Here is a 20,477-nt window from a genome sequence, read left to right on the forward strand (position 1 = left end):
CACATTACCCTTTTTTTCTTTTTTTGAATACCTCTTAACGTAAGTTATAGACAATTTTTCCAGAAGTAATATCTAGGAGAACTATGAGAATTAAATAAATTGAAATTACAAATTTTATTTTCTCTGTTAGTTGTTTTAATGATTGTTAATACGCCATATTCGTTTTCAGAACTGGACTTGACTACAAACAGTAAAGTTTACGCACCTTCGCATAATCTACAAGTTTATGGAAAAGGATTACCTGAAGAAAATCTGATAATTCGACTTTTTGCACCTGATGAGACAATTGCAAAGTTTGATCAAATCACAACTCAAAAAGATGGTTCATACAATTACAATATACTTACATGGCCCCAACCATCTACAAATTTTCCATTTGGGACATATACTGTTGAGGTAATTAGCACTGAACAAAATGGGTTATCTCAAAAAATTGATGTAAAGTTTTCATCAACTACTGAACTACTGGATGTACCAGTTGAGCGATTTGTAAGTACACTAGTTTTTGCTCCAGAAACTGCAGCAATAAATCAACCAATTAGAGTTTTTGTGCAGACAACAAGTGATGGATTGTTAATTGGAAATGAGCCAACAAAATTACTTGGAACTACACATGTTCATCTTCCATCAGGAATATCTGTACCACTATCAAGCTCCTTTAAGACTTTACATCAGGGATTGTATTTTGTGGATTATACTCCTAGGGAAGTTGGAACACATGTATTTCATGTAGTTGCATTTAGTCAGGGAACAACATCTCATGGATCTGCTGCAACTAATGTACTTAGTCAAGATTTAGGAGGAATTTCAGAACAAATTATTAAACTAAATTCAATTCTTGATGAGACATCTAGTGAACTTGATGTATTAAAATTAGAAATTGAAGGATTTGACAATACTCTGGCAAAAGCAAGTGATAAAATTGATGAGAGTACTGGAACAATTTCTACATCTGTGGAATTTATCAGTGAGGCATCATCACAACTAAACTCATTATTGTTTCCGATTATTGCTTCAATTGGAATTATAGTTGCACTACAAATAACAATAATTGCTAGAAGAAGATAGTTATAATAATGCTGGAAATAAAAATTAACTAATGCCCAAAGCGGCTTTATTCTTTTTTATTCTTCTTTTCTCTTCTGTATTCTCAAATTCTTTTGCATCTATTCCTGGTGATTTAGTCCAAGTCAATGATATGCAAAATTCTATGATGTTTGATACAGGTATTATTAACATCGATTCCAATTTTTTTACTGAAAATAATCTTAAAAGATATCTGATTTTTGGGAGTGGTGATGTAGATGATTATATAAAAAATAAATCAATTACAGGAATTAATTCTGATAATGGGTTTTTTTACATTTCCGTTCTTTCAGAAAAAACTGCTTCGTCTTTAGTCTCTCAAGGTTATCATGTAGTTGAAGATTTTAAATTAGATTACCATTCATCAAACCAAACTATTCAAGATGCGTCAAGAATTGGCATGATTACAGGTTCAAGTGAATCAAACAAAAAATATGGTGCAACTGGAAAAGACATTCTAATTGGTATTGTTGATACTGGAGTTGATTTTTCAAATCCTGATATTCAACATTCACTTGCCAGAGATAAAATTAATCATCCAATAATGCTAGATCCTGATGGACAAGGAATTGTTCTAACAAATGCAACTTTTTTTGCGTTTATTGACAAAAATGAAATCATCAGAAATTACTCTAAGCCAATACCATCAGATATGACTTCAAAAGCATATGTTACAAAAGATGGTGTTTTTCTTGATGTTTCTAAAGGTGGTAAAGGAAGCCAAATTCCAATTTATAATTCATTTTATCCTCAATTTGGCTCGACAGTAATTTTTAATGGTACTCTTACCGAGGATATGAAAATTGGTCATGATAATAGAAACTATATTAAATCAAAAAGTGGAAATTATCATCTTGGAGTAATTTATCAAGGAGGTTTACAAGGACCATTAGCTAGAATACAAGTTGTACCTGTCCTTGTAGTAGATTCTTTTATTGCAGGAGTTTATGATACTGTAATTCCTGATCTTAGTACTTCCTGGGAAGATTATACTAGATTTGATTTAAAATCTGGTCAAAAACCTAACTATGATTTTGATTTTACTGATGAAAAACCAATTGTATTGGGTAGTGGAAAAGAATTTTTTGTTTATGATTCTAACAAAGATGGAAAAAATGATTACAGTGCAGGAACACTTGGTGCACAAGTTCTTGATGTTTATGGGGTAATTAGAAATAACTCTACTGATGTTGATGATGTCCTAAAGGCAGTTAATGGCACATTGCTTCCTGCATTAGATCCTGATGGAGAATTTTTTGGAGTAATGGCTGATTTTATGGGTCATGGAACATCAAGTGCAGCATCTATTGCTTCACGTGGTCATGAGACTTATGATATTTACAATAACTCTAAAAAATATTCTATAACGGGCGTAGCTCCTGATGCAAAAATTGTTCCTATCAAAGCACTTTGGTTTGGTGATACTGTATACGGATGGTTGTGGGCTGCAGGATTTGAAAACAAAAACCATGAATGGAAATTTTCAGGAAAACCACGAGTAGATATTATCTCAAATAGCTGGGGAGTTTCAAATTTTCCATCATTTAAGGCATCACCTGGAATGGATGTTTTGTCTTTGATTCTAAGTGTACTTGCAACTCCAAACTCTTTGGATGAAAATTATCCTGGCATCACAATAATTTCAAGTGCTGGAAATTCTGGACATGGATATGGAACGATTGGATTGCCAAATGCATCGCCATTTGGAATAGCAGTTGGTGCAACAACTAATAACGTGTTTGTAGGTTATGGCCCCTTCAAAGATCAACCACGATTTGGCAATGATACATCTCATTACAATCATGTAGTTGATTTTTCAAGTAGAGGTCCAGGAACAATTGGAGATCCAAAGCCTGACGTGATGAGCATTGGAGCACATGGATTTACACCATCAAATGTAATCAAGGTTAACAAAGACTCAAAGGCTGAATCTTTTTCGTTATTTGGTGGTACAAGCATGGCAGCCCCTATTGTATCCGGAATAACTGCAATTATAATGGAAGAAATGAAAAAGGAATCCCAAGATTATGATTCTTTTATGATAAAAAATATTCTAATGTCGACTGCTACTGATCTTAATAATGATCCTTTTACTCAAGGGTCTGGTCTTGCAAATATTGAATCAGCATTAAATTATGTTCATGGTACTGATGGAAAATTTATTGTATATAATCATCAATCATATGAGAATATTAAAAAAATCCTTGAACCTGCAATTGATAAATTCAATGCTACTTCTTTAGGATTTGATAAATTCCAACTTTCAGAGAAATCTTTTCCTATGACTAGTTGGTTTGCAGGGCAACTGTTACCTGGAGAAAGAACTACAGCTACATTTACAATAAAAAATCCAACAAATGAAACATTAACAATTGATGTAAAATCAGAAATGCTTTCATTAATTAAAAAAACACAATATAATGGAACAACTATAGTTCGTCAGCAAGATTCAATTTTAAATAAAACTGATGCTTTTATCCCAAACTATGTTAAATTATCTGATGTCAAAAATACTACGAAACTTGGAGATTATTACAACAAAGAGAATCCTACTCTTGAAGAATCATCTTTGATGATATTAAATGTAAATTTTCCATTTAGTCAATTCATGAATGAGACTGCAAAGGTGTATGCAGATGATATCAAAATTTCTTCATTATATCTCTATGATTGGATTGATAGTAACAATGATACAAAAATTACAAGTTCTGAATTATCTCTAGTTAATAGAGCTGGTTCTTGGGGAACTGTTCAAGAATTAAGAGTTTCAGATCCTTCAGAAAAATTTGAAGGAACACCCTTAGTTGGTGTATATCCTGTACCAACTAGATATTCTTACTGGCTAGGTGATACAAAACAAAATTCAACTTCAATGGATTATACAATTTCAGCTAGTTACTATCAAAAACAAAAATGGTCAATGATTTGGCCAGACTCTCAGGCTGTTAAAGTTCCACCAAAAGATACTCTAAACGTTGATGTTACACTTGTTGTTCCTAATGATCTGCAGACAGGTATCTATCAGGGATTTTTAAAATTTGAAAGTGACAAACATTCTGTGAATACTCCAGTATCAATTGTTGTCAAGCACCCAATTACTGAAAATGACTCTGTAGTTTTGATAAAAGGAAAACAAAGCGATGATATTCTTTATGGAAATGGATACACAAAAGGCGCATTTGATATGGTTAATAGATACATGGCAGGTGATTGGCGTCAATTTTATTTTGATGTTCAAAATGAATCTGTTAATTCTGCATCAATTGAGCTTTCATGGAAACATGATGATACTAATCTAGCAGTTTTTGTTATGGATCCAACAGGAGAAATTATCCAAACAAATGTTCCTTCTGGTGTATTTGGTCATTTTCTTGGTTGGGCATCACTTGATTGGTTAGGAAATTCTATTTTTAGTCAAGGCGGTGGATTCTTTCCTGTAAAAAATAAAGATGATACTTCAACAGTGTTGTATATCCCAATTAACCAAACTGGAACATATACAATTTTAACTCATTCAACATTGTTTGGTGGAAATTCTACAACTGAACCAATTACATTAGCGGCAAAATTTACCAATATCTCACCTGAAATGATAATTTCACTAGAACCTAGTAAAGTAGAATTAGTATCAATAAATTCTACTGTTGACGATTCTGATATGATTTCTGAAACAAAAATATTATCTCCACAACCAATTACCGTTGAAACCTCTAGTTCTTCACTTATCACAGGTATTGCAATTGGTCTAGTCATTGGAATTGCGATCGGAATTGTTTGTGTTTTTATCATTAGACAAAAATCTCCTTGAATGTTGAACAAGGTTTATAAGCAATTTGGCGAGTACGTCAGCTTGAATGTCAGAGCTGGGGACAAAAAAGTCTGGCGGATTATCGCGTAGAGACTTTCTAAAACTAATTGGTGCTGCAGGTACTGGCTTAGCTTTTGCACCATTTGTCCCATTTGGCAATTTCATGCCAAATCCAAACCAGGCTTCATTAGAAAAAGTTCCTGTAATTTTACCTGATGGAACTCAGGCAAATATCAACACTTATCCTGTTAATCATGCTGAAGTAATTACATATCCTTCAACTGGCGATGCTGCACTTGATGCAGAAGCATTCCGTAAATGGCAGTTCATTAGACTTCCAGAAGAATTGGGTGGTGCAAAAAAAGATACTAGTGCATTAAGAGCTTATAGTATGATTTGTTTACATCTTTGGTGTCTATGGAAATATTGGCCAGATGAGGGAAGAAAAAGAGGTGAGTGTCCTTGTCATGGAAGCATGTATGATCCTGTTACTGGAACAGCTTTTATCGGACCTGCATCAGTACAAGCTGCACCATCAAACACATTAGCTAAATTAACTTTGGAGATTGATTCAGATGGATTTGTTTTTATTTTACCACCAAAGTTTGATGCATATGAAAATGGAGTTATAGGATATGGCCGTTTCGCTTAAACGAAGAACAGGAGCTGTAGGTTTCTTCTACTGGTTATGGGATGGGGTAGATAGAACCATCTTTACCGGAATCAAGTTTTCATTTCCAGCTAGATTTGTAAGTCCGTTTGGATTCTTGGGAATGCTTACTTTTATTGTATTCATTATTCTAGGCGTTTCTGGAGCTCTTCTCATGTTTTACTATCAACCGATATTAGATAGAGCTTGGGATAGTGTTCAATTCATTAATGATGAAGTTCCATTTGGCTTTCACATTAGAAACATTCACTATCATGGTTCTAATGCAATGGTACTTTTAGCTGTTCTTCACATGTACTATCAGTACTTTAGTGGACGATACAAAATAAGAAATGAAGTCTTGTGGATGACTGGTGTCATTCTTGGAGTTGTAACAATTCTTGAAGCCTTTACTGGATATGATGTTATTTTTAGTGAAAGAGCAGAACTAGCAATTAGTATAGCTGCATCATTAACTACATCTATACCGATTGCAGGACCGACAATTCGTGACGCGGCGCTTGGAAGTGGATTTTCAGACTTTGTATTGAGATTTTATGCACAACATGTGTTCTTACTTCCAGTAGTAATGCTAGGATTGATGGCAGTTCACTTCCCACGATTCTTAGTCTTTGATGTTCCAATGGTGATGGCAATTGGCGGTGCAATTCTAATTACTGGTGGTGTCTTCCCTATTGATTTGGGCTTCAAGTTTGAGCCTACTGTACCGCCTGGAGTTACAGTTCCTGAATGGTATCTTACAGGAATCTATGCATTTATGAGAACTCAATACGATAAATTTGTCACAGGACTACTTTGGCCATTACTGTTTATCATATCATTTGTATTGATTCCATTTATTGACAGATACAAGAAATTCTCTTGGAGAGATAGACCAATTATTACTGCATTTGGAATAACTAGTCTTGCACAAATTATGGTTACCACATACTGGGGATTCTATATCTCACCAGATATCTCAGTTCCACTAGTAGAGCGTTTGGTTATTGATCCAATATTCTTCTACTCTACTATGATCTTGATGGTTCCATTGGGATTCGGATTTACCTATATGATGATCAAACTTGCAAATGAAGCTGAAAGAAAATCAAAACTTGCAAAAAGTACTGGTCCAAAGAAGGTTGCAACAATCAATCTCTCAGAAAAATGGATAAACTGGGTACTAGTTGCATTATTGGCATTCCAAGTATTCTTAAACATTGCAGCTTACAATGCAGCACTGACTGGAATGAAGAACGTTTCACTATTCTTTATTGGAATTATACTTCTAGTGTTTGCTGCATTCTTCCATGTCTACAGATATGCAATGAGTCAGCAAAAGAATGCACCTCCACCTCCACCAGTACCAACCCAAGATGAAAAACCAAAACTTACCGAGCCAACTGCTTCATCTGAACCAAGTAAATTACCCGAAGGAAAATCTGGCTCAGAAACAAAACCGGAACTAAAAGAATTAGCTCCGGAGGTTTCAGTCCCAAAAACACAAGCAGATCTAGGAACTGGTGCAAGTACTAATCCAAATTTAGGATCAAATGATATTCCAAAACCATGATTTCAAAAATCCTAAACAAGCTTTATAAGAACTTGAGAGACTAAAAAAATTATGAGTGCGCCTACATCCAGTCACGCATATGGGATTGGAGTTATTGCACTAATTATTGGGATGTCTGCTACTGTAGTTTTTTACACTTCGTTCTATCTTCCAGAATCCCTTGCAAAACCTTCAGTTGATGATCACATTTTACATCCAGAAAAAGATTTGATTATTCAAATAGTTCCAGGTGCAGTAATTGAGGGAAATGAAAATTATGTTCCAAATAAAGCCGAAGTCTTATTGACAATCAATAATAAAGTGATTTGGGAAAACTTGGATGATACAGCACATACTGTAACTCCTGATCACAGACACGCAGATACCTATAGTGGTGACTTTGGTTCTTCAGGTGTTCTCAAACCTGGTGATACATACGAATTCCTGTTTACAGAACCACAAGAAGTTCATTACCACTGTCAACCACATCCTTGGATGACTGGTTCTGTTGTTGTAGAAAAGAGTAGATTCTAGATAGAATATTTTGCAAAAATTATCTGACTCTCAATCTCTTTGTGTTGCTCAATAATTGATGCTCTAAATTTTACCTCATGTTCTTGCTTTGGTTCAAATTTAATTAATGCAGTAAATTCTGCAGTATTGTCAGGCATTACATCTTTGTTGATAAATAATCTTGAAACATTTTGAGATATGTTTTTTCCATTATATGACTTGTAAATTATGTGCTCATTTGAATCTGAAATTTGAGTATTAATTACAACTCCGTCATATCTTCCTGGATAAGATACAGAAATTATCCCCTTTATCTCTGAATTTGGATGAATATCCGTAGAATTTAATTTAAAATCTATATCCTTCACGAAAATACCTGATTAATTTAGAATAAATAATTTTGTTAAACGGGCCCAAAGGGCTTCGATCCCTTGACCATTGGATTAGAAGTCCAACACTCTATCCATGCTGAGCTATAGGCCCAAAAACATAGCAAATAATTGCCATTTTAAGGGTTTACAGCCACTTTTTTTTGTAATTCTCTCTTTCCATTTTAAAGAGAAATTGTTGTGCATAACCTGCATAGGGACCAAAATATTTTACAATCTTTTCATGTAATATTTCATATTGTTTTTCTGTAATAGTTTTTGTATTAATTTTAAATTCATCCGAATAATATCTCTCTAAAATTTTAATCATCCATCTATCCAATGGAAAAGATTCTAGTTTGTTTAATGAGAATAATAGTACACAATCAGCCACTTTGTTTCCAACTCCTGGAATTTTGCAAATTTCTTTTTTAGCCTCCGAGTAGTTTGTTTTTCTTAATTCCTCAAAATCTATTTTTTTTAAAATAATCATTTTTGCGGCTTCTTTGATAAATTTTGTACGGTACCCTACTCCACATTTCTGAATTTCATCTATTGATACTTGTGATAATTTTTCAGGTGTTGGAAATAAAAAAAATTCCTTATCATCAAATTTTATTTTATTTCCAAATTTTGCACAAACATATTCTAAGCTTTGTTTTATTTTTGGAATATTTGAATTTGAAGACACAATAAACGAAATTAAACATTGGAAAGGATCCTGATCCATTAATCTTAAACCAAAATACTTTTTTACAGAATTTTTTGTTATTTTGTCTCTCGAAATTGATTTTATTATTTGCTCTGTATTGTCTTTGTTTCTAAAAAAATCAATGGATTTATTTTCATAGGATTTTATTTTACCTGACTCATCAATCTTTAGAACATCCTGTCCATTGACTCCATACCAATAATTTTGATATTTTCTCCAAAGAAAAACTTGGCCACTATTAATTGAAATATCTACATTAATTGTGTACTTTTTTTGCATATTAGACTGAAATTACATCATTTACTTGCGGTGAGAAAGTCTCCAATCCAAATTTCTCATTAATTTCCTTTGCAAATAATTCACATGATTCAGTGTCTCCATGAACAGTACACACTTTAGGATTTCCCTTTATCTTTTTGATCATATCAAATAATTCATTTCTATCAGCATGCCCAGAAAAATCAAATTGTTTTACTTCGGCAGTGACATGGATATCTTTACCTCTAGAGGAAACTTTTCCAGTTTCAAGTAATTTTCTACCAGGAGTTCCTTCTCCCTGATATGAGACAAGAGCAATTCCATTTTTATCATCAAATGAAAGTTGTTGTAAATAATACACTGCATTCCCACCAACTAACATTCCTGCTGGTGAAATCACAACACATGGTTCTTCCATTGCACGTTTTCTTTCATTATGTTCTCTGATTGATACGGCACTTTTGATTGCCTCTGAGAAAACTTTAGGATCTCGTAAATAATCTGGATGTCTAAACATTATTTCATTTACTTTTAATGCCATTCCATCCATGATGATTTTATGTTTAAAGTTGGCACTCTTTAAAATACATGCGATTTCTTGAGATCGTTCAACTGAAAACGAGGGAATAAACAATGTTCCTTTTCTGTCCATTACTTCATTTGCAAATTCAATTAATTCTTTTTCAGTTTCTTTTCTAGGTCTTTGCTCAGTCATTGCATAAGTGCTCTCTGTAATTAGCAAGTCAATCTCACCAATATCCAAATCCATCTCTCGAAGCATTCTAGAACCATTTGTCTTTATATCCCCGGTGTAAAACAGACGCTTTTTTTCAGATTCCACTAATACTGTACTTCCTCCAATCACATGTCCTGACTCTCTTAATTCAAAAGTTGCATTTCCTTTAGTAATTTTTTCTTTAAACCCAATCTCTTTGGCGTTTTTCATCATATTATTTAGTTCAGGAATGTCAAAAGGATGTGAATTTTTTTCAATTTTTAACATATCTTCAATTAATAATTTTGATAAATCAAAGGTTGGAGGAGTTGCATAAACATCAGTATTTCCGCTTACAAAAAGAGATGGCACATTTCCTGAATGATCAAGGTGTGCATGTGTGATAATTATTGCATCCAAATCCTTCGGTTTTACATGAACAGGATATTGAGGAGGTGTTCCTCGCCTTCCAAATAACACTCCATAATCTAGTAACAGATTAGTTCCATTACAATCCACTAAAAACCCAGATCTGCCAACTTCATTTGCAGCTCCTAAAACTTTAACATTCAAGAATTAAAGTGATTTTAAGACGACGTTAAAACCTTCTTAGCATTAGGCCGATCATTATGTCTGTCATAGAATCTACAAAAGCTTTAATTAGTGTAAGCTAAGATTCGATCCTTATGGGAAGAAGCTTCCAAGACTGGTTAGGACAACAAGATCAAGCCGTCGTCGCTAAAGTACGTGCTGGTGACGAAGCAAACAAACCACTCCTTAACCAAATTAACTGGATTTGGGTTAACAATCTGATGAATAAGAAAGCAGACCTAAATCCTTCTTCTGCAGAATTACTTGACTGGGTTACTTCTGGTCAAATAGATGCAATGAGAAAATAAACGTGCAAAACACGTTATCTTTTTGTTTTTTGGATTTTTGTAACTAAATTCTGGGCACATTTTTTCGTCGATCTATTTCATAACAGGGTTATGAATTTCAATCATGGTTTAAATAGTCTCCAAGCAGTATTGTAATTGTAATGCCAATAGCAATACTTCCAGACATTGATGAACAAAGATGTATCGGATGTGCACTATGTGTAGAAATCTGTACAACTCTTGGTCCAGATGTCCTTAGAGTAAAACCTGTTGAAGGCTGGAAGAGAGGTAAAGCATTTGTTTTCTACCCAGAAAGATGTATTTCTGATGGTGCATGCATAGGTGTATGCCCAACAAAATCAATCTTTTGGATGAGACCAATGAATTACACCGCTGGACAACCAGTACCTCTTCACAAAAACGGTATCTTCATCAAAGGTTGGGCAGAAGACGCAGCACTATAAGCTGAATCTTTTAGCACATTCTTTTTTCTTATTTTTAATTAGGCAAATGATTTTTTCTTAATTTTTTTTGGTAGAGTTTTTACAAAATGTTTTACAAACTCATCCTTTTTGTCATAATGTATTTCTTCAAATTTATTTTTGTCAAAGAATGTTTTCCAAGTATTCTCAAATATTGAGAATTCTTTAGGATCGAAATCAATTCTAGCAGTTTCATGATGTGCAGCAGGAAATATATCTGAAATTTCTATTGGAATTAATCCTAAAATTGGGTTATATTGACAAACTTGGAAAGATTCAAAATCTTTGATTTTTCTTTTTAATCCCACATATTGATGTGACAGATATGCTGGCTTTGTGTTGGTCTCATTTGTGATGACTATTCTTTTTTTCTTTGATTTGAACTGTCTTACCATATTATGATATGATTGAACCTCTGGCCGAAATTGATCTTCTTTTCCATAAAGGAAAATTGCTTTTTCTTTAAATTTTGGAGTAGTTATACTTAGAAATTCATAGTTTTTGGTCATCACTTCAATCATTTCAAATAATTTGGGATGGGCCCTTGCCTTTTTCATTACATACTCCCATAATCTCCCCTCATGAATTGCCTGTTTTACTCTGTCAACTTCAAGTTTTATTGAATACAAATTATGAATCGCTAACTGATTGATCTTATCCGTTGATTCTAGCTGACGTAATTCATCTGGGGTGTATTTTGTGCAGACTTCACAATTGCATGGGAAAGTGGAAATATCTGATAAATAACGAGTACCATCATCGGTGATATATCGTAATTGCTTTGCATAAAGCATGTATGATGCTGAATCAAAAGTATCGCAACCCAAAGCCACTGCAAATGGAATGGTTAATGGATGCCCTGCTCCAAAAAGATGCAATGGAATTGAATGAGGCATATTCTTTTTTGCAGCTACTATCATCTGAGCCAATAATCTATATTCGTATGACTCCATAAATTCAACTGGACTTCCCAAAGCCAACATTTCAAATCCAATGTCTACTAGACTCTTTGTTGATTTTGCAACTAGTTTAAAATGTTCTCCACCCTGAATTGGACCAATCCATATCTGACCGTTATTATCTTTTTCATCAAGGGTTTGCTTTGAAACTTTAAGAGTATGTTTTACATACGCTTCAGCTTTTTTAATTGGTAAACCGAATCCCGTTGGTTTGTCAAGTGGTATTGCAAAATCTGTTAAAATTCCCTTCTCAAAATTTGCCATCTCTGGTGGTAAAACTTTTAGATCTCCATATTCCAAAACCTGGTAACCACCTGAATCTGTCATGATTGCACCGCCAAAATCAATAATTTTGTGAATTCCTTTTTTAATTGCATCATCTCCATAATTATTTTTTGTAATGTATGCATTGGTAATTACTAGATCAAAACCCATATCTTGAATTTTCTTTGATGGAATGGTTTGTTTTACTGGATGAATTACAGGAACATAAGCTGGTGTCTCAATCTTTCCATGATTGGTATAAAGGGTTCCAATCCTTCCAGCTAAATCTGTTTTTGATATTTCAAACAAGTAATCTATCAAAATGTAAGGCGTTATTTAATCAATCATCAAAAAATTTTTTAAAATCATTATTTTTTGTTACTAAATCAAGCCAATCAACTTCTTCAGTTTGGATATCGTTTAAAATAACATTAATGGCTTTTTCTGTTACTTCTTGGATACTTTTCTCAGTCGTATCTATTTGAAATGCTTTCTCCTGAAATTCTTTTATTGCATCATGGGTGATAATACCTAAAATTTCACTACCTGTGTTTTCCTTACTTTTTTTATCATTATACTTTCTTTGTTTATACACCTCAAGAAGATCATAGGGGTTTCTTCTTAGAATGATTATCTTTTTCACTTGATTTTTTTCTAAAACATATGGCGCTAAATGTCCTATAATTAGGCTATTTTTAGAAATTTTTTCTTTAAGGATTTTTTTTAGTTTCTCAGTATCTACATCATTAGAACTTTCATTTACTTCAAACAATCCCGAATCTTTTGCTATTTGGTTGATGTCAATTACATCTAGATTTAATTTTTGAGCAATTTTATCTGAAATACTATGTTTTCCTACTCCTGGATTTCCAGTAATTACAATCGACATGAACTAAAAATTGTATAATCAACATTAAACGATTTCTGCAATACTAATAAGTAGAATTGAATTTTTGAGAATATTGCAAATTGGACTATTAGGTAAAGCAAATGTTGGAAAATCTACTTTTTTCTCAGCTGCAACTGAAACACCTGTAGCGTCAGGAAATTTCCCATTTACTACAATCGAACCCAATATTGGTGTCGCTTATGTTCAGTCTGATTGTGCATGCAAACATTTTGGAATAAAACATGAAAATCCATTATGTATTAACGGTACTAGGTTTATTCCAGTCAAACTAATTGATGTTGCTGGATTAGTTCCTGGTGCACATGAAGGAAAAGGACTAGGAAATCAATTCCTTGATGACGCAAGACAAGCTGAAGTGCTGATACATGTTGTAGATATTGCAGGAACAACTGATATCCAAGGACAACCAATTCCAGTTGGAACTCATGATCCACTAGAGGATATTGCATTTGTTCAAGATGAATTTGATCAATGGTTTGCAGATATTCTAAAGCGAGAGTGGGATAAGATTACAAGAGAAATTGATCAAAAACGTGCAAAACTAACTGATGGAATTGCAAAGCGATTTACTGGATTGGGAATAAAGGACTATCAAGTGCAAGAAATTTTACAAAGACAAGGTCTAATCTCAAAAAATCCAAAAGATTGGAAAGATGAAGACATTCAAAGGTTTGTAAAGGAATTAAGAAAGAGTACTAAACCCATGATTATTGCAGCAAATAAAGCAGATTTATGTAAGGATTTGGAAGTGATTAAAAAAATTCCAGACATTGCAATTCCTTGCAGTGCTGAAACTGAATTGCTACTACGTAAAGCAGCAAAAGCAGGAATTATACACTATTCACCAGGAGATGAAGAATTCAATATCATTCAAGGAAAAGAAATTCCACCTCCTCAACAAAAAGCACTTGAGTTGGTAAAGTCTGTATTAACAAAAATTTCTTCTACTGGCATTCAGAAAATTCTAAACACGGCAGTATTTGATTCGCTTAAATTTATTGTAGTTTATCCTGTAGAGGATGAAACTAAACTAACAAACAAAGATGGAGTAATTTTGCCTGACACAAAATTAATTCCACAAGATTCTACTGCAAAAGATTTGGCCGGTTTAATTCACGCTGATATTGCAAAGGGATTTTTGCATGCTATTGATTGTAAAACAAAACAACGAATCAGTGGAGAGCAAAAACTCAAAAATGGCGATGTTATCAAAATTGTATCTACATTAAGTAGGGGATAATATGCTTGGTCTAGGAATTGAGAGTACTGCTCACACATTCTCTTGTGCTATAATAGAAAAAAAAGGAAAGAAAGGCAAAATTCTCTCTGATATAAAAAAAATTTATCGCCCAGATGATGGAGAAGGTATTCATCCAAGAGAAGCATCACGCCATCATATAGAAAACAGTTCAATTGTTCTCTCTGAATGTCTAAAAGAAGCTAATGTCTCAATCAAGGATTTAGACATTATTTCATATGCCGCAGGTCCAGGTCTTGGTCCTTGTTTACGAGTTGGTGCAGTAGTAGCAAGATCTCTTTCCTCATTTTATAAAATTCCAATTTATCCTGTCAATCATGCAATTGGACATATTGAATTAGGAAAATTACTTACTGGAGCAACGAATCCACTTGTTCTTTTGGTGTCGGGTGGTCATACAATGTTGCTAGCATTTCTAAACAAGCAGTGGCGAGTTTTTGGAGAAACTCTAGATATTACTCTGGGTCAACTTTTAGATCAATTTGGTCGCTCTCTTGGATTTGCTTCACCATGTGGCAAAAATATTGAAGACTTGGCATCTTCATCTTCAAACTATGTTGTACTACCATATTCTGTAAAGGGAAATGATGTTTCTTTTTCAGGATTATTATCTGCAACAAAATCTATTGCAAAAAAAAGTAAGAATGACGCATGTTATTCGCTTCAAGAAACAGCGTTTGCAATGATAAGCGAAACCGTTGAGCGAGCCCTATCATTTACTGGCAAAAAAGAATTGATGATAGTTGGTGGTGTTGCAGCTAACAAAAGATTATCCGAAATGCTTCAAGATGTCTGCAAAAGACACAATTGCAAATTTTATGTGGTACCTTTAAAATATTCAGGAGATTGTGGAAGTCAAATTTGCTGGACTGGTCTATTAGAATCTCAGGTTAAGCATGGTGTAAATCTCAAGGATACTTTTGTTACACAATCATGGAGATTAGATTCTGTTAAAGTAGATTATTGATTTTTAAATTCACTAATTGCGTTTTCAATACTTTTCAACCATCCTTTAGTATTAAAAACTCCGAACTTGAAGATTTGTTCGCCACTATCGGTTTTTGCTGTAAAACACACTTTTTTGATTAGTAATCCTTCTTTCCAAGTTTTAGTGACATCCTCTAGTGAAACATCTATCACTGTATCACCAAATCGTTTAGAAAAATCCATCATTCTTGAGCTTGTCTTATCAAACGCTAATCTCTTATTTGTTAATGTGAGAATTCCTGCACCTAGATTATCCTCATTACAATCTTCTTGCTTGATCTTCTTTTCCCCTTCATCCATGATTAATTTTTATTGAATTCATACGGATATAATGTTAATGAAATTAATCAAAAAAGGCGCAGAAGCTGATATTTATCAAACTTTTTGGCAAGACTCTAAAGCAATTCTAAAAATTAGAAAGATTAAGAACTACCGTAATGATTCTCTTGATTCAAAAATCAGAAAGCAAAGAACGATTAAAGAATCTCAAATGTTATCTCATGTAAAATCATTTGGCATTCCATCACCCATGGTTTATTTTGTTAATATGAATAATACCTCAATTATTATGCAAGAAATCCCTGGCAAACCCGTCCATGATTTATCTGAATCAAAAATAATTGAATTATCAAAAGAAATTGGAAAATTGGTTGGATTGCTACATAAAAACGGCATAATGCATGGTGATTTGACCACATCAAATTTTATTTTATTTCAAAATGTTGTTTATGTTATTGATTTTGGTCTGTCCCAAAATACTATAAAACCTGAAGATCACGCAGTTGATTTGAGATTAATTAAAGAAATTCTAAACAGTGCCCATGCTAAAATTATGATTCCAGCCTGGAAAAATTTCCTTTTAGGATACAAATCTGTGGTTGGAAATGAGTATTATGTAAAAATTCTAAATCTGGTTTCAGATATTGAGAGTCGTGGAAGATATGCAACAGTTGTTTGATATTTACTTTGTATCATCTAATAACCACAAATATCAAGAAGTAAAAAAAATTCTCAATACATTTGGAATTGAAATTGGATTTTTTAAAACTGAACTAGAGGAAATTCAATCAAATTCATTAAAAGATATTGCAACAAAAAAAGCTAAAGATGCGTTTTCTAAATGTAAAAAACCTGTGATTATAGAGGATGATGGTCTTTTTATTGAATCTCTATCAGGATTTCCAGGTCCATATTCATCATATGTTTTTCAAACTATTGGTAATGATGGAATTCTTAATTTGTTAAAAAATAATAGAAAAGCAAAGTTTGAATCCATAATTACTTTTTGTGATAAAAAACATTTAGAATCATTTAACGCAAAGATTAATGGAACGATTTGTAAATCACTAAAGGGAAAAGGTTGGGGATATGATCCTATCTTTATTCCAATTAATTCTTCTAAAACTTTTGCTGAATTAAAAAATAAAAATCAATTATCTCATAGATACAAAGCACTAAAAAAATTCTCTAAATGGTATTTAGATAGGCAGGAATCCAACGATCAATAAATCTTTCATTATTTTGCAGTACGCAAATTCTTGACACAACACTTTCATCCATTAACGAAAATATCTTACTTTGTTTGATAATTTCTTCACTGAATTGTTTTACTTCTTCCATTTCTAACATGTTTGAATGCTCTAGCCTATTAGTTGAGCGACCAATATGCATGTAAGATTTAATTTCAATAAAATGTGGGCTAGATTTTCTAAACATTTCTGCAAAGGCTGGAATCATTTCCTTTTGTGTATTAAAGTCTCGGATTAGAGTGATTCGAAGAACTGTTCTTGTATCCAAACTCTTTAACATGTCAAGGGTTCTGTTCCATCTCTCCCATGAGTCATCATATTTTGGTTTGTTAATTCTTAAAAATGACTCATAATCTGCAGCATTAGTTGATAGATACAACTGTGTAGGTAATGCATCCTCATCTTGTAATCGTTGAATCATGTCTGGCTCTTGTCCGTTAGTCACAAGGAATATTGATTTTGTTGCTTCAAGTGATTTTAGATATTTTATAAGCTCTGGAAGTTTTGGATACATGGTTGGCTCACCAGAAAGTGAGATGGCGTAGTGACTTGGTAACAATGATTCATCTAATCTTTGTTTATCGTTTCTAGAATCACCATAATATCCATTGATTAGTTTTTTTCTTTCTGCCATTAATTTTATTAGGATATCTTCTGGTTCTGCAACTTGTTCAGTATCCATTTTTAGAGAATCATAAAATTCCATTGGTCTCCAACAATACACACAACGATTCTCACAGTGCATACCTGCTGGAGAAAACTCCATGCATCTATGAGTTGAAATTCCATAGAATTTGTGTTTGTAACAACTTCCTTCATGCTTGAAAGATTTTTTTGTCCAATGACAAAGCTCTACTGTTGAATGATCTGCAACACCGTACTTTGCTTTTTTTAATTGCTCAGATATTGCTGGTTTGATCTGAATTAGCTGATCATTCTCTTCAATTGTTTCTCCTGAACAACTCATATGTTCAAATCTTGATCTCATTTACTTAAATTGATCGAGATTTTTGTCCATCATGGAATTTTTCCCTAAATCTTCAAAGATTTTAGCTGATTCTAGAGTGAGGTTTAATAACTGGATCCTCGACGTATTTTTAGGCATTGAAAAAAATACATATTTTACCGTTCCTAGTCTTGCTTGTTACTACTTTAACTAGTATTCCTCTAAGTCCAGCTTTTGCTGAAATAGATCTGGATAGAGATGGCGTTGAGGATTCAATTGATATGTGCCCCAATCTTCAAGAAGATTATGAGAGTACAATAGATGGATGTCCATCAAATTTTGTTCCATGGTATGATGAGGATTTTGATGGAATTCCAGATCATTTAGATCAATGCCCAAGTCTTAAAGAACGTTATAATAAATTCCAAGATGAAGATGGCTGCCCAGACTTTGCTCCAGAAGGTGGAGAAGGTGGATTGCCAGACTCTGATGGTGACGGTATTGTTGACATTCTAGATAATTGCCCAAATCAACCAGAAACATTTAATGGTATTTTGGATACTGATGGCTGTCCAGATACTTTTGGTTCTGGTGATAGAGATAGAGATGGAGTTCCAGATCATTTAGATAAATGTCCACTAAGTGCTGAGACTTACAATCGATTCCAAGACGAAGACGGTTGTCCTGATACTGTAACGGGTTCTGCTTTTATTGATTCAGACAATGATGGTATTCCAGATAAAATTGACTTATGTCCAAACGAACCAGAAGTTTTTAACGGTTATAGAGATACAGACGGTTGTCCTGATGTTGTATTAGATACTACATTTAGCGATAGAGACGGTGATGGAATAGCAGACCAGTTTGATATTTGTCCAGATCAACCAGAAACTTTCAATAGATTTGCAGATTATGATGGTTGTCCCGATTCAGCTCCTGCATTTGATGGAGTATTAGGTGATACCGATGGTGATGGAATCAAAGATGTTGATGATTTATGTCCACTTGAACCTGAAAGATACAATGGATTCCAAGACGATGATGGTTGTCCAGATATTCCACCATATACTCGTGATCTTGATTCAGACCTAGATGGAATTCCTGACAGTATTGATCAATGTCCTAATGTAAAAGAGACCTACAATAGATACCAAGACGATGATGGTTGTCCAGATTTTATAACTATTGATAAAGGAATTCCTGATTCAGATGGAGATGGAATTCCTGACTTTGCTGATTTATGTCCTAACCAACCAGAAACATTCAATGGTGTCTTTGATAGAGATGGTTGTCCAGATACTCTATCCACACAAGACCGTGATAGAGATGGAGTTCCAGATGGTTTAGATAAATGTCCAACTGCTAAAGAAACTTACAATGGATTTGAGGATCATGATGGTTGTCCAGATAGTATTCCTGGTTTGTCTATATTTGATTTTGATGGCGATGGAATTAGTGATTTGAATGATAAATGTCCGCTAGAGCCTGAAACTATTAATGGTTATCGTGACTTAGACGGTTGTCCTGATGTTGCAGTATTGGATTCAGATGGTGATGGAATTAGAGATGAATTAGATCAATGTCCTCTAGAACCAGAAACTTGGAATAGATACCAAGACAATGACGGTTGTCCTGATAACCCCACTGAATTTGACTCTGACAGAGATGGAATTCCAGATCATTTAGATCAGTGCCCTCTTGAAAGAGAGCGCTATAATGGATACCAAGACGATGATGGTTGCCCAGATTATCCGCCATACATTACCAGTTTAGATTCTGATTATGATGGAATACCTGATGATATTGATCAATGTCCAAATTCTCCTGAAACTTATAATAAATTCCAAGACTTGGATGGTTGCCCTGATAATATAGCAGATAACAAAGGCATACCAGATTCTGATGGTGATGGAATAAATGATTACAATGATCATTGTCCTAACCAACCAGAAACGTATAATGGAATTTTAGACAGGGATGGTTGTCCTGATGATTATATTCCTTCAAGTGACCGTGATAGAGATGGAATCCCAGATGCAATAGATGCATGTCCAACTGCTAAAGAGACCTGGAATAGATTCCAAGATGATGACGGTTGTCCTGATACTATTACAAAGTCATTTGTAGTTGATTCAGATAATGATGGAATTAATGACATTGATGATGATTGTCCACTAGTTGCCGAAAACTATAACGGATTCCAAGATGATGACGGTTGTCCTGACGTTGATGATACCCAACCTGACTCTGACGGTGATGGTGTTCCAGATGTAATGGATATGTGTCCTACTCAAAATGAAACGTGGAATAGATATGTAGATTATGACGGTTGTCCTGATACAGTACCTACAGGAAATCTAAGAGTTGATACTGACGGAGATGGAATATTTGATGATAATGATTTATGTCCAAACAAAAAAGAAACTTGGAACAAATACTTGGATAGTGACGGTTGTCCTGACATATCACCTGAACAATCAAGATACAAACATGATGCTGATTTAGATGGAATCATAAACGATTATGATTTATGCCCATTAGAACCTGAAACTTTCAATGGTTATCAAGACGAAGATGGTTGTCCAGACACACCACCTAGTTAA

19 protein-coding genes and 1 tRNA gene are annotated in these 20,477 nt (G+C 33.8%); 12 read left to right on the top strand and 8 right to left on the bottom strand.

The window, feature by feature from the left end:
* The first annotated feature begins 99 nt into the window (after positions 1-99).
* Genes ACX119_RS01385 through ACX119_RS01405 form a run of 5 tightly spaced genes read left to right on the top strand, consistent with a single transcriptional unit; the run spans position 100 to position 7,629 of the window.
* Complete coding sequence (locus ACX119_RS01385) at positions 100-1,068, top strand: methyl-accepting chemotaxis protein (RefSeq protein WP_459351376.1); 969 nt, start codon at positions 100-102, stop codon at positions 1,066-1,068.
* A gap of 31 nt (positions 1,069-1,099) precedes the next feature.
* Positions 1,100-4,894, top strand: a complete 3,795-nt coding sequence (locus tag ACX119_RS01390; RefSeq protein WP_459351377.1) for a S8 family serine peptidase — start codon at positions 1,100-1,102, stop codon at positions 4,892-4,894.
* A 46-nt stretch (positions 4,895-4,940) separates the two neighbouring features.
* Positions 4,941-5,546 carry a twin-arginine translocation signal domain-containing protein gene (locus ACX119_RS01395; RefSeq protein WP_459351378.1) on the top strand — a complete coding sequence of 202 codons (606 nt, stop codon included), beginning with the start codon at positions 4,941-4,943 and terminating at the stop codon, positions 5,544-5,546.
* Entirely contained in the window at positions 5,530-7,116 is a 1,587-nt protein-coding gene (locus ACX119_RS01400) for a cytochrome b (protein ID WP_459351379.1), read from the top strand. The genes ACX119_RS01395 and ACX119_RS01400 overlap by 17 nt, the downstream gene beginning before the upstream one ends.
* Before the next feature lie 51 nt (positions 7,117-7,167).
* On the top strand, positions 7,168-7,629 hold the full coding sequence (locus ACX119_RS01405; RefSeq protein WP_459351380.1) for a cupredoxin domain-containing protein: 462 nt from the start codon (positions 7,168-7,170) through the stop codon (positions 7,627-7,629).
* Here the strand turns inward: ACX119_RS01405 and ACX119_RS01410 are convergent.
* The 4 genes from ACX119_RS01410 to ACX119_RS01425 form a co-directional block, all read right to left on the bottom strand.
* Positions 7,626-7,976 carry a hypothetical protein gene (locus ACX119_RS01410; protein ID WP_459351381.1) on the bottom strand — a complete coding sequence of 117 codons (351 nt, stop codon included), beginning with the start codon at positions 7,974-7,976 and terminating at the stop codon, positions 7,626-7,628. The two genes, ACX119_RS01405 and ACX119_RS01410, sit on opposite strands and share 4 nt — an antisense overlap.
* Positions 7,977-8,016: 40 nt before the next feature.
* Positions 8,017-8,091 (bottom strand) — tRNA-Arg (locus ACX119_RS01415).
* 33 nt (positions 8,092-8,124) lie between these two features.
* A complete protein-coding gene (locus tag ACX119_RS01420; RefSeq protein ID WP_459351382.1) occupies positions 8,125-8,967 on the bottom strand; it encodes a DNA-3-methyladenine glycosylase 2 in 843 nt (280 codons plus the stop codon).
* A gap of 1 nt (position 8,968) precedes the next feature.
* The gene (locus ACX119_RS01425) at positions 8,969-10,234 is read right to left on the bottom strand and encodes an MBL fold metallo-hydrolase (protein ID WP_459351383.1); all 1,266 of its coding nucleotides are present in this window, start codon (positions 10,232-10,234) and stop codon (positions 8,969-8,971) included.
* 113 nt (positions 10,235-10,347) lie between these two features.
* Between ACX119_RS01425 and ACX119_RS01430 the strand changes: the two genes are divergently transcribed.
* Together ACX119_RS01430 and ACX119_RS01435 are read left to right on the top strand one after the other, a co-directional pair.
* Positions 10,348-10,560: a hypothetical protein gene (locus tag ACX119_RS01430; protein ID WP_459351384.1), complete on the top strand. Its 213-nt coding sequence runs from the start codon at positions 10,348-10,350 to the stop codon at positions 10,558-10,560.
* Between the two features lie 140 nt (positions 10,561-10,700).
* Positions 10,701-11,003, top strand: a complete 303-nt coding sequence (locus tag ACX119_RS01435) for an ATP-binding protein (RefSeq protein ID WP_007403030.1) — start codon at positions 10,701-10,703, stop codon at positions 11,001-11,003.
* 38 nt (positions 11,004-11,041) lie between these two features.
* Here the strand turns inward: ACX119_RS01435 and tgtA are convergent, their stop codons facing one another.
* Complete coding sequence (tgtA, locus tag ACX119_RS01440) at positions 11,042-12,553, bottom strand: tRNA guanosine(15) transglycosylase TgtA (protein ID WP_459351385.1); 1,512 nt, start codon at positions 12,551-12,553, stop codon at positions 11,042-11,044.
* Positions 12,554-12,584: 31 nt separating this feature from the next.
* Complete coding sequence (locus ACX119_RS01445) at positions 12,585-13,133, bottom strand: adenylate kinase family protein (protein WP_459351386.1); 549 nt, start codon at positions 13,131-13,133, stop codon at positions 12,585-12,587.
* Between the two features lie 73 nt (positions 13,134-13,206).
* On the opposite strand from ACX119_RS01445, the gene ACX119_RS01450 reads away from it, so the two are divergent.
* Positions 13,207-14,394, top strand: coding sequence for a redox-regulated ATPase YchF (locus tag ACX119_RS01450; RefSeq protein ID WP_459351387.1), 1,188 nt, complete (start codon positions 13,207-13,209; stop codon positions 14,392-14,394).
* 1 nt (position 14,395) lies between these two features.
* Positions 14,396-15,379: a KEOPS complex N(6)-L-threonylcarbamoyladenine synthase Kae1 gene (gene kae1, locus ACX119_RS01455; RefSeq protein WP_459351388.1), complete on the top strand. Its 984-nt coding sequence runs from the start codon at positions 14,396-14,398 to the stop codon at positions 15,377-15,379.
* Here the strand turns inward: kae1 and ACX119_RS01460 are convergent.
* On the bottom strand, positions 15,373-15,699 hold the full coding sequence (locus tag ACX119_RS01460; RefSeq protein ID WP_459351389.1) for a hypothetical protein: 327 nt from the start codon (positions 15,697-15,699) through the stop codon (positions 15,373-15,375). The genes kae1 and ACX119_RS01460 overlap by 7 nt on opposite strands.
* Before the next feature lie 37 nt (positions 15,700-15,736).
* On the opposite strand from ACX119_RS01460, the gene ACX119_RS01465 reads away from it, so the two are divergent.
* Both ACX119_RS01465 and rdgB read left to right on the top strand, forming a co-directional pair.
* On the top strand, positions 15,737-16,357 hold the full coding sequence (locus ACX119_RS01465) for a KEOPS complex kinase/ATPase Bud32 (protein WP_459351390.1): 621 nt from the start codon (positions 15,737-15,739) through the stop codon (positions 16,355-16,357).
* Positions 16,341-16,907 carry an RdgB/HAM1 family non-canonical purine NTP pyrophosphatase gene (rdgB, locus tag ACX119_RS01470; protein ID WP_459351978.1) on the top strand — a complete coding sequence of 189 codons (567 nt, stop codon included), beginning with the start codon at positions 16,341-16,343 and terminating at the stop codon, positions 16,905-16,907. The genes ACX119_RS01465 and rdgB overlap by 17 nt, the downstream gene beginning before the upstream one ends.
* Here the strand turns inward: rdgB and twy1 are convergent.
* Positions 16,867-17,895 carry a 4-demethylwyosine synthase TYW1 gene (twy1, locus tag ACX119_RS01475; RefSeq protein WP_459351391.1) on the bottom strand — a complete coding sequence of 343 codons (1,029 nt, stop codon included), beginning with the start codon at positions 17,893-17,895 and terminating at the stop codon, positions 16,867-16,869. The genes rdgB and twy1 overlap by 41 nt on opposite strands.
* A 194-nt stretch (positions 17,896-18,089) precedes the next feature.
* Here twy1 and ACX119_RS01480 point away from each other — a divergent pair, with 194 nt between their 5' ends.
* Positions 18,090-20,477: a thrombospondin type 3 repeat-containing protein gene (locus ACX119_RS01480; protein ID WP_459351979.1), complete on the top strand. Its 2,388-nt coding sequence runs from the start codon at positions 18,090-18,092 to the stop codon at positions 20,475-20,477.

Source organism: Nitrosopumilus sp. S4, assembly GCF_054515835.1.

Coding starts and splice junctions, on each gene's coding strand:
- ACX119_RS01395 (WP_459351378.1), top strand. CDS start 4,941: ATGTCAGAGCTGGGGACAAAAAAGTCTGGCGGATTATCGCGTAGAGAC.
- ACX119_RS01405 (WP_459351380.1), top strand. CDS start 7,168: ATGAGTGCGCCTACATCCAGTCACGCATATGGGATTGGAGTTATTGCA.
- ACX119_RS01465 (WP_459351390.1), top strand. CDS start 15,737: ATGAAATTAATCAAAAAAGGCGCAGAAGCTGATATTTATCAAACTTTT.
- ACX119_RS01460 (WP_459351389.1), bottom strand. CDS start 15,699: ATGGATGAAGGGGAAAAGAAGATCAAGCAAGAAGATTGTAATGAGGAT.
- twy1 (WP_459351391.1), bottom strand. CDS start 17,895: ATGAGTTGTTCAGGAGAAACAATTGAAGAGAATGATCAGCTAATTCAG.
- ACX119_RS01435 (WP_007403030.1), top strand. CDS start 10,701: ATGCCAATAGCAATACTTCCAGACATTGATGAACAAAGATGTATCGGA.
- ACX119_RS01445 (WP_459351386.1), bottom strand. CDS start 13,133: ATGTCGATTGTAATTACTGGAAATCCAGGAGTAGGAAAACATAGTATT.
- rdgB (WP_459351978.1), top strand. CDS start 16,341: ATGCAACAGTTGTTTGATATTTACTTTGTATCATCTAATAACCACAAA.
- kae1 (WP_459351388.1), top strand. CDS start 14,396: ATGCTTGGTCTAGGAATTGAGAGTACTGCTCACACATTCTCTTGTGCT.
- ACX119_RS01390 (WP_459351377.1), top strand. CDS start 1,100: ATGCCCAAAGCGGCTTTATTCTTTTTTATTCTTCTTTTCTCTTCTGTA.
- ACX119_RS01420 (WP_459351382.1), bottom strand. CDS start 8,967: ATGCAAAAAAAGTACACAATTAATGTAGATATTTCAATTAATAGTGGC.
- ACX119_RS01400 (WP_459351379.1), top strand. CDS start 5,530: ATGGCCGTTTCGCTTAAACGAAGAACAGGAGCTGTAGGTTTCTTCTAC.
- ACX119_RS01430 (WP_459351384.1), top strand. CDS start 10,348: ATGGGAAGAAGCTTCCAAGACTGGTTAGGACAACAAGATCAAGCCGTC.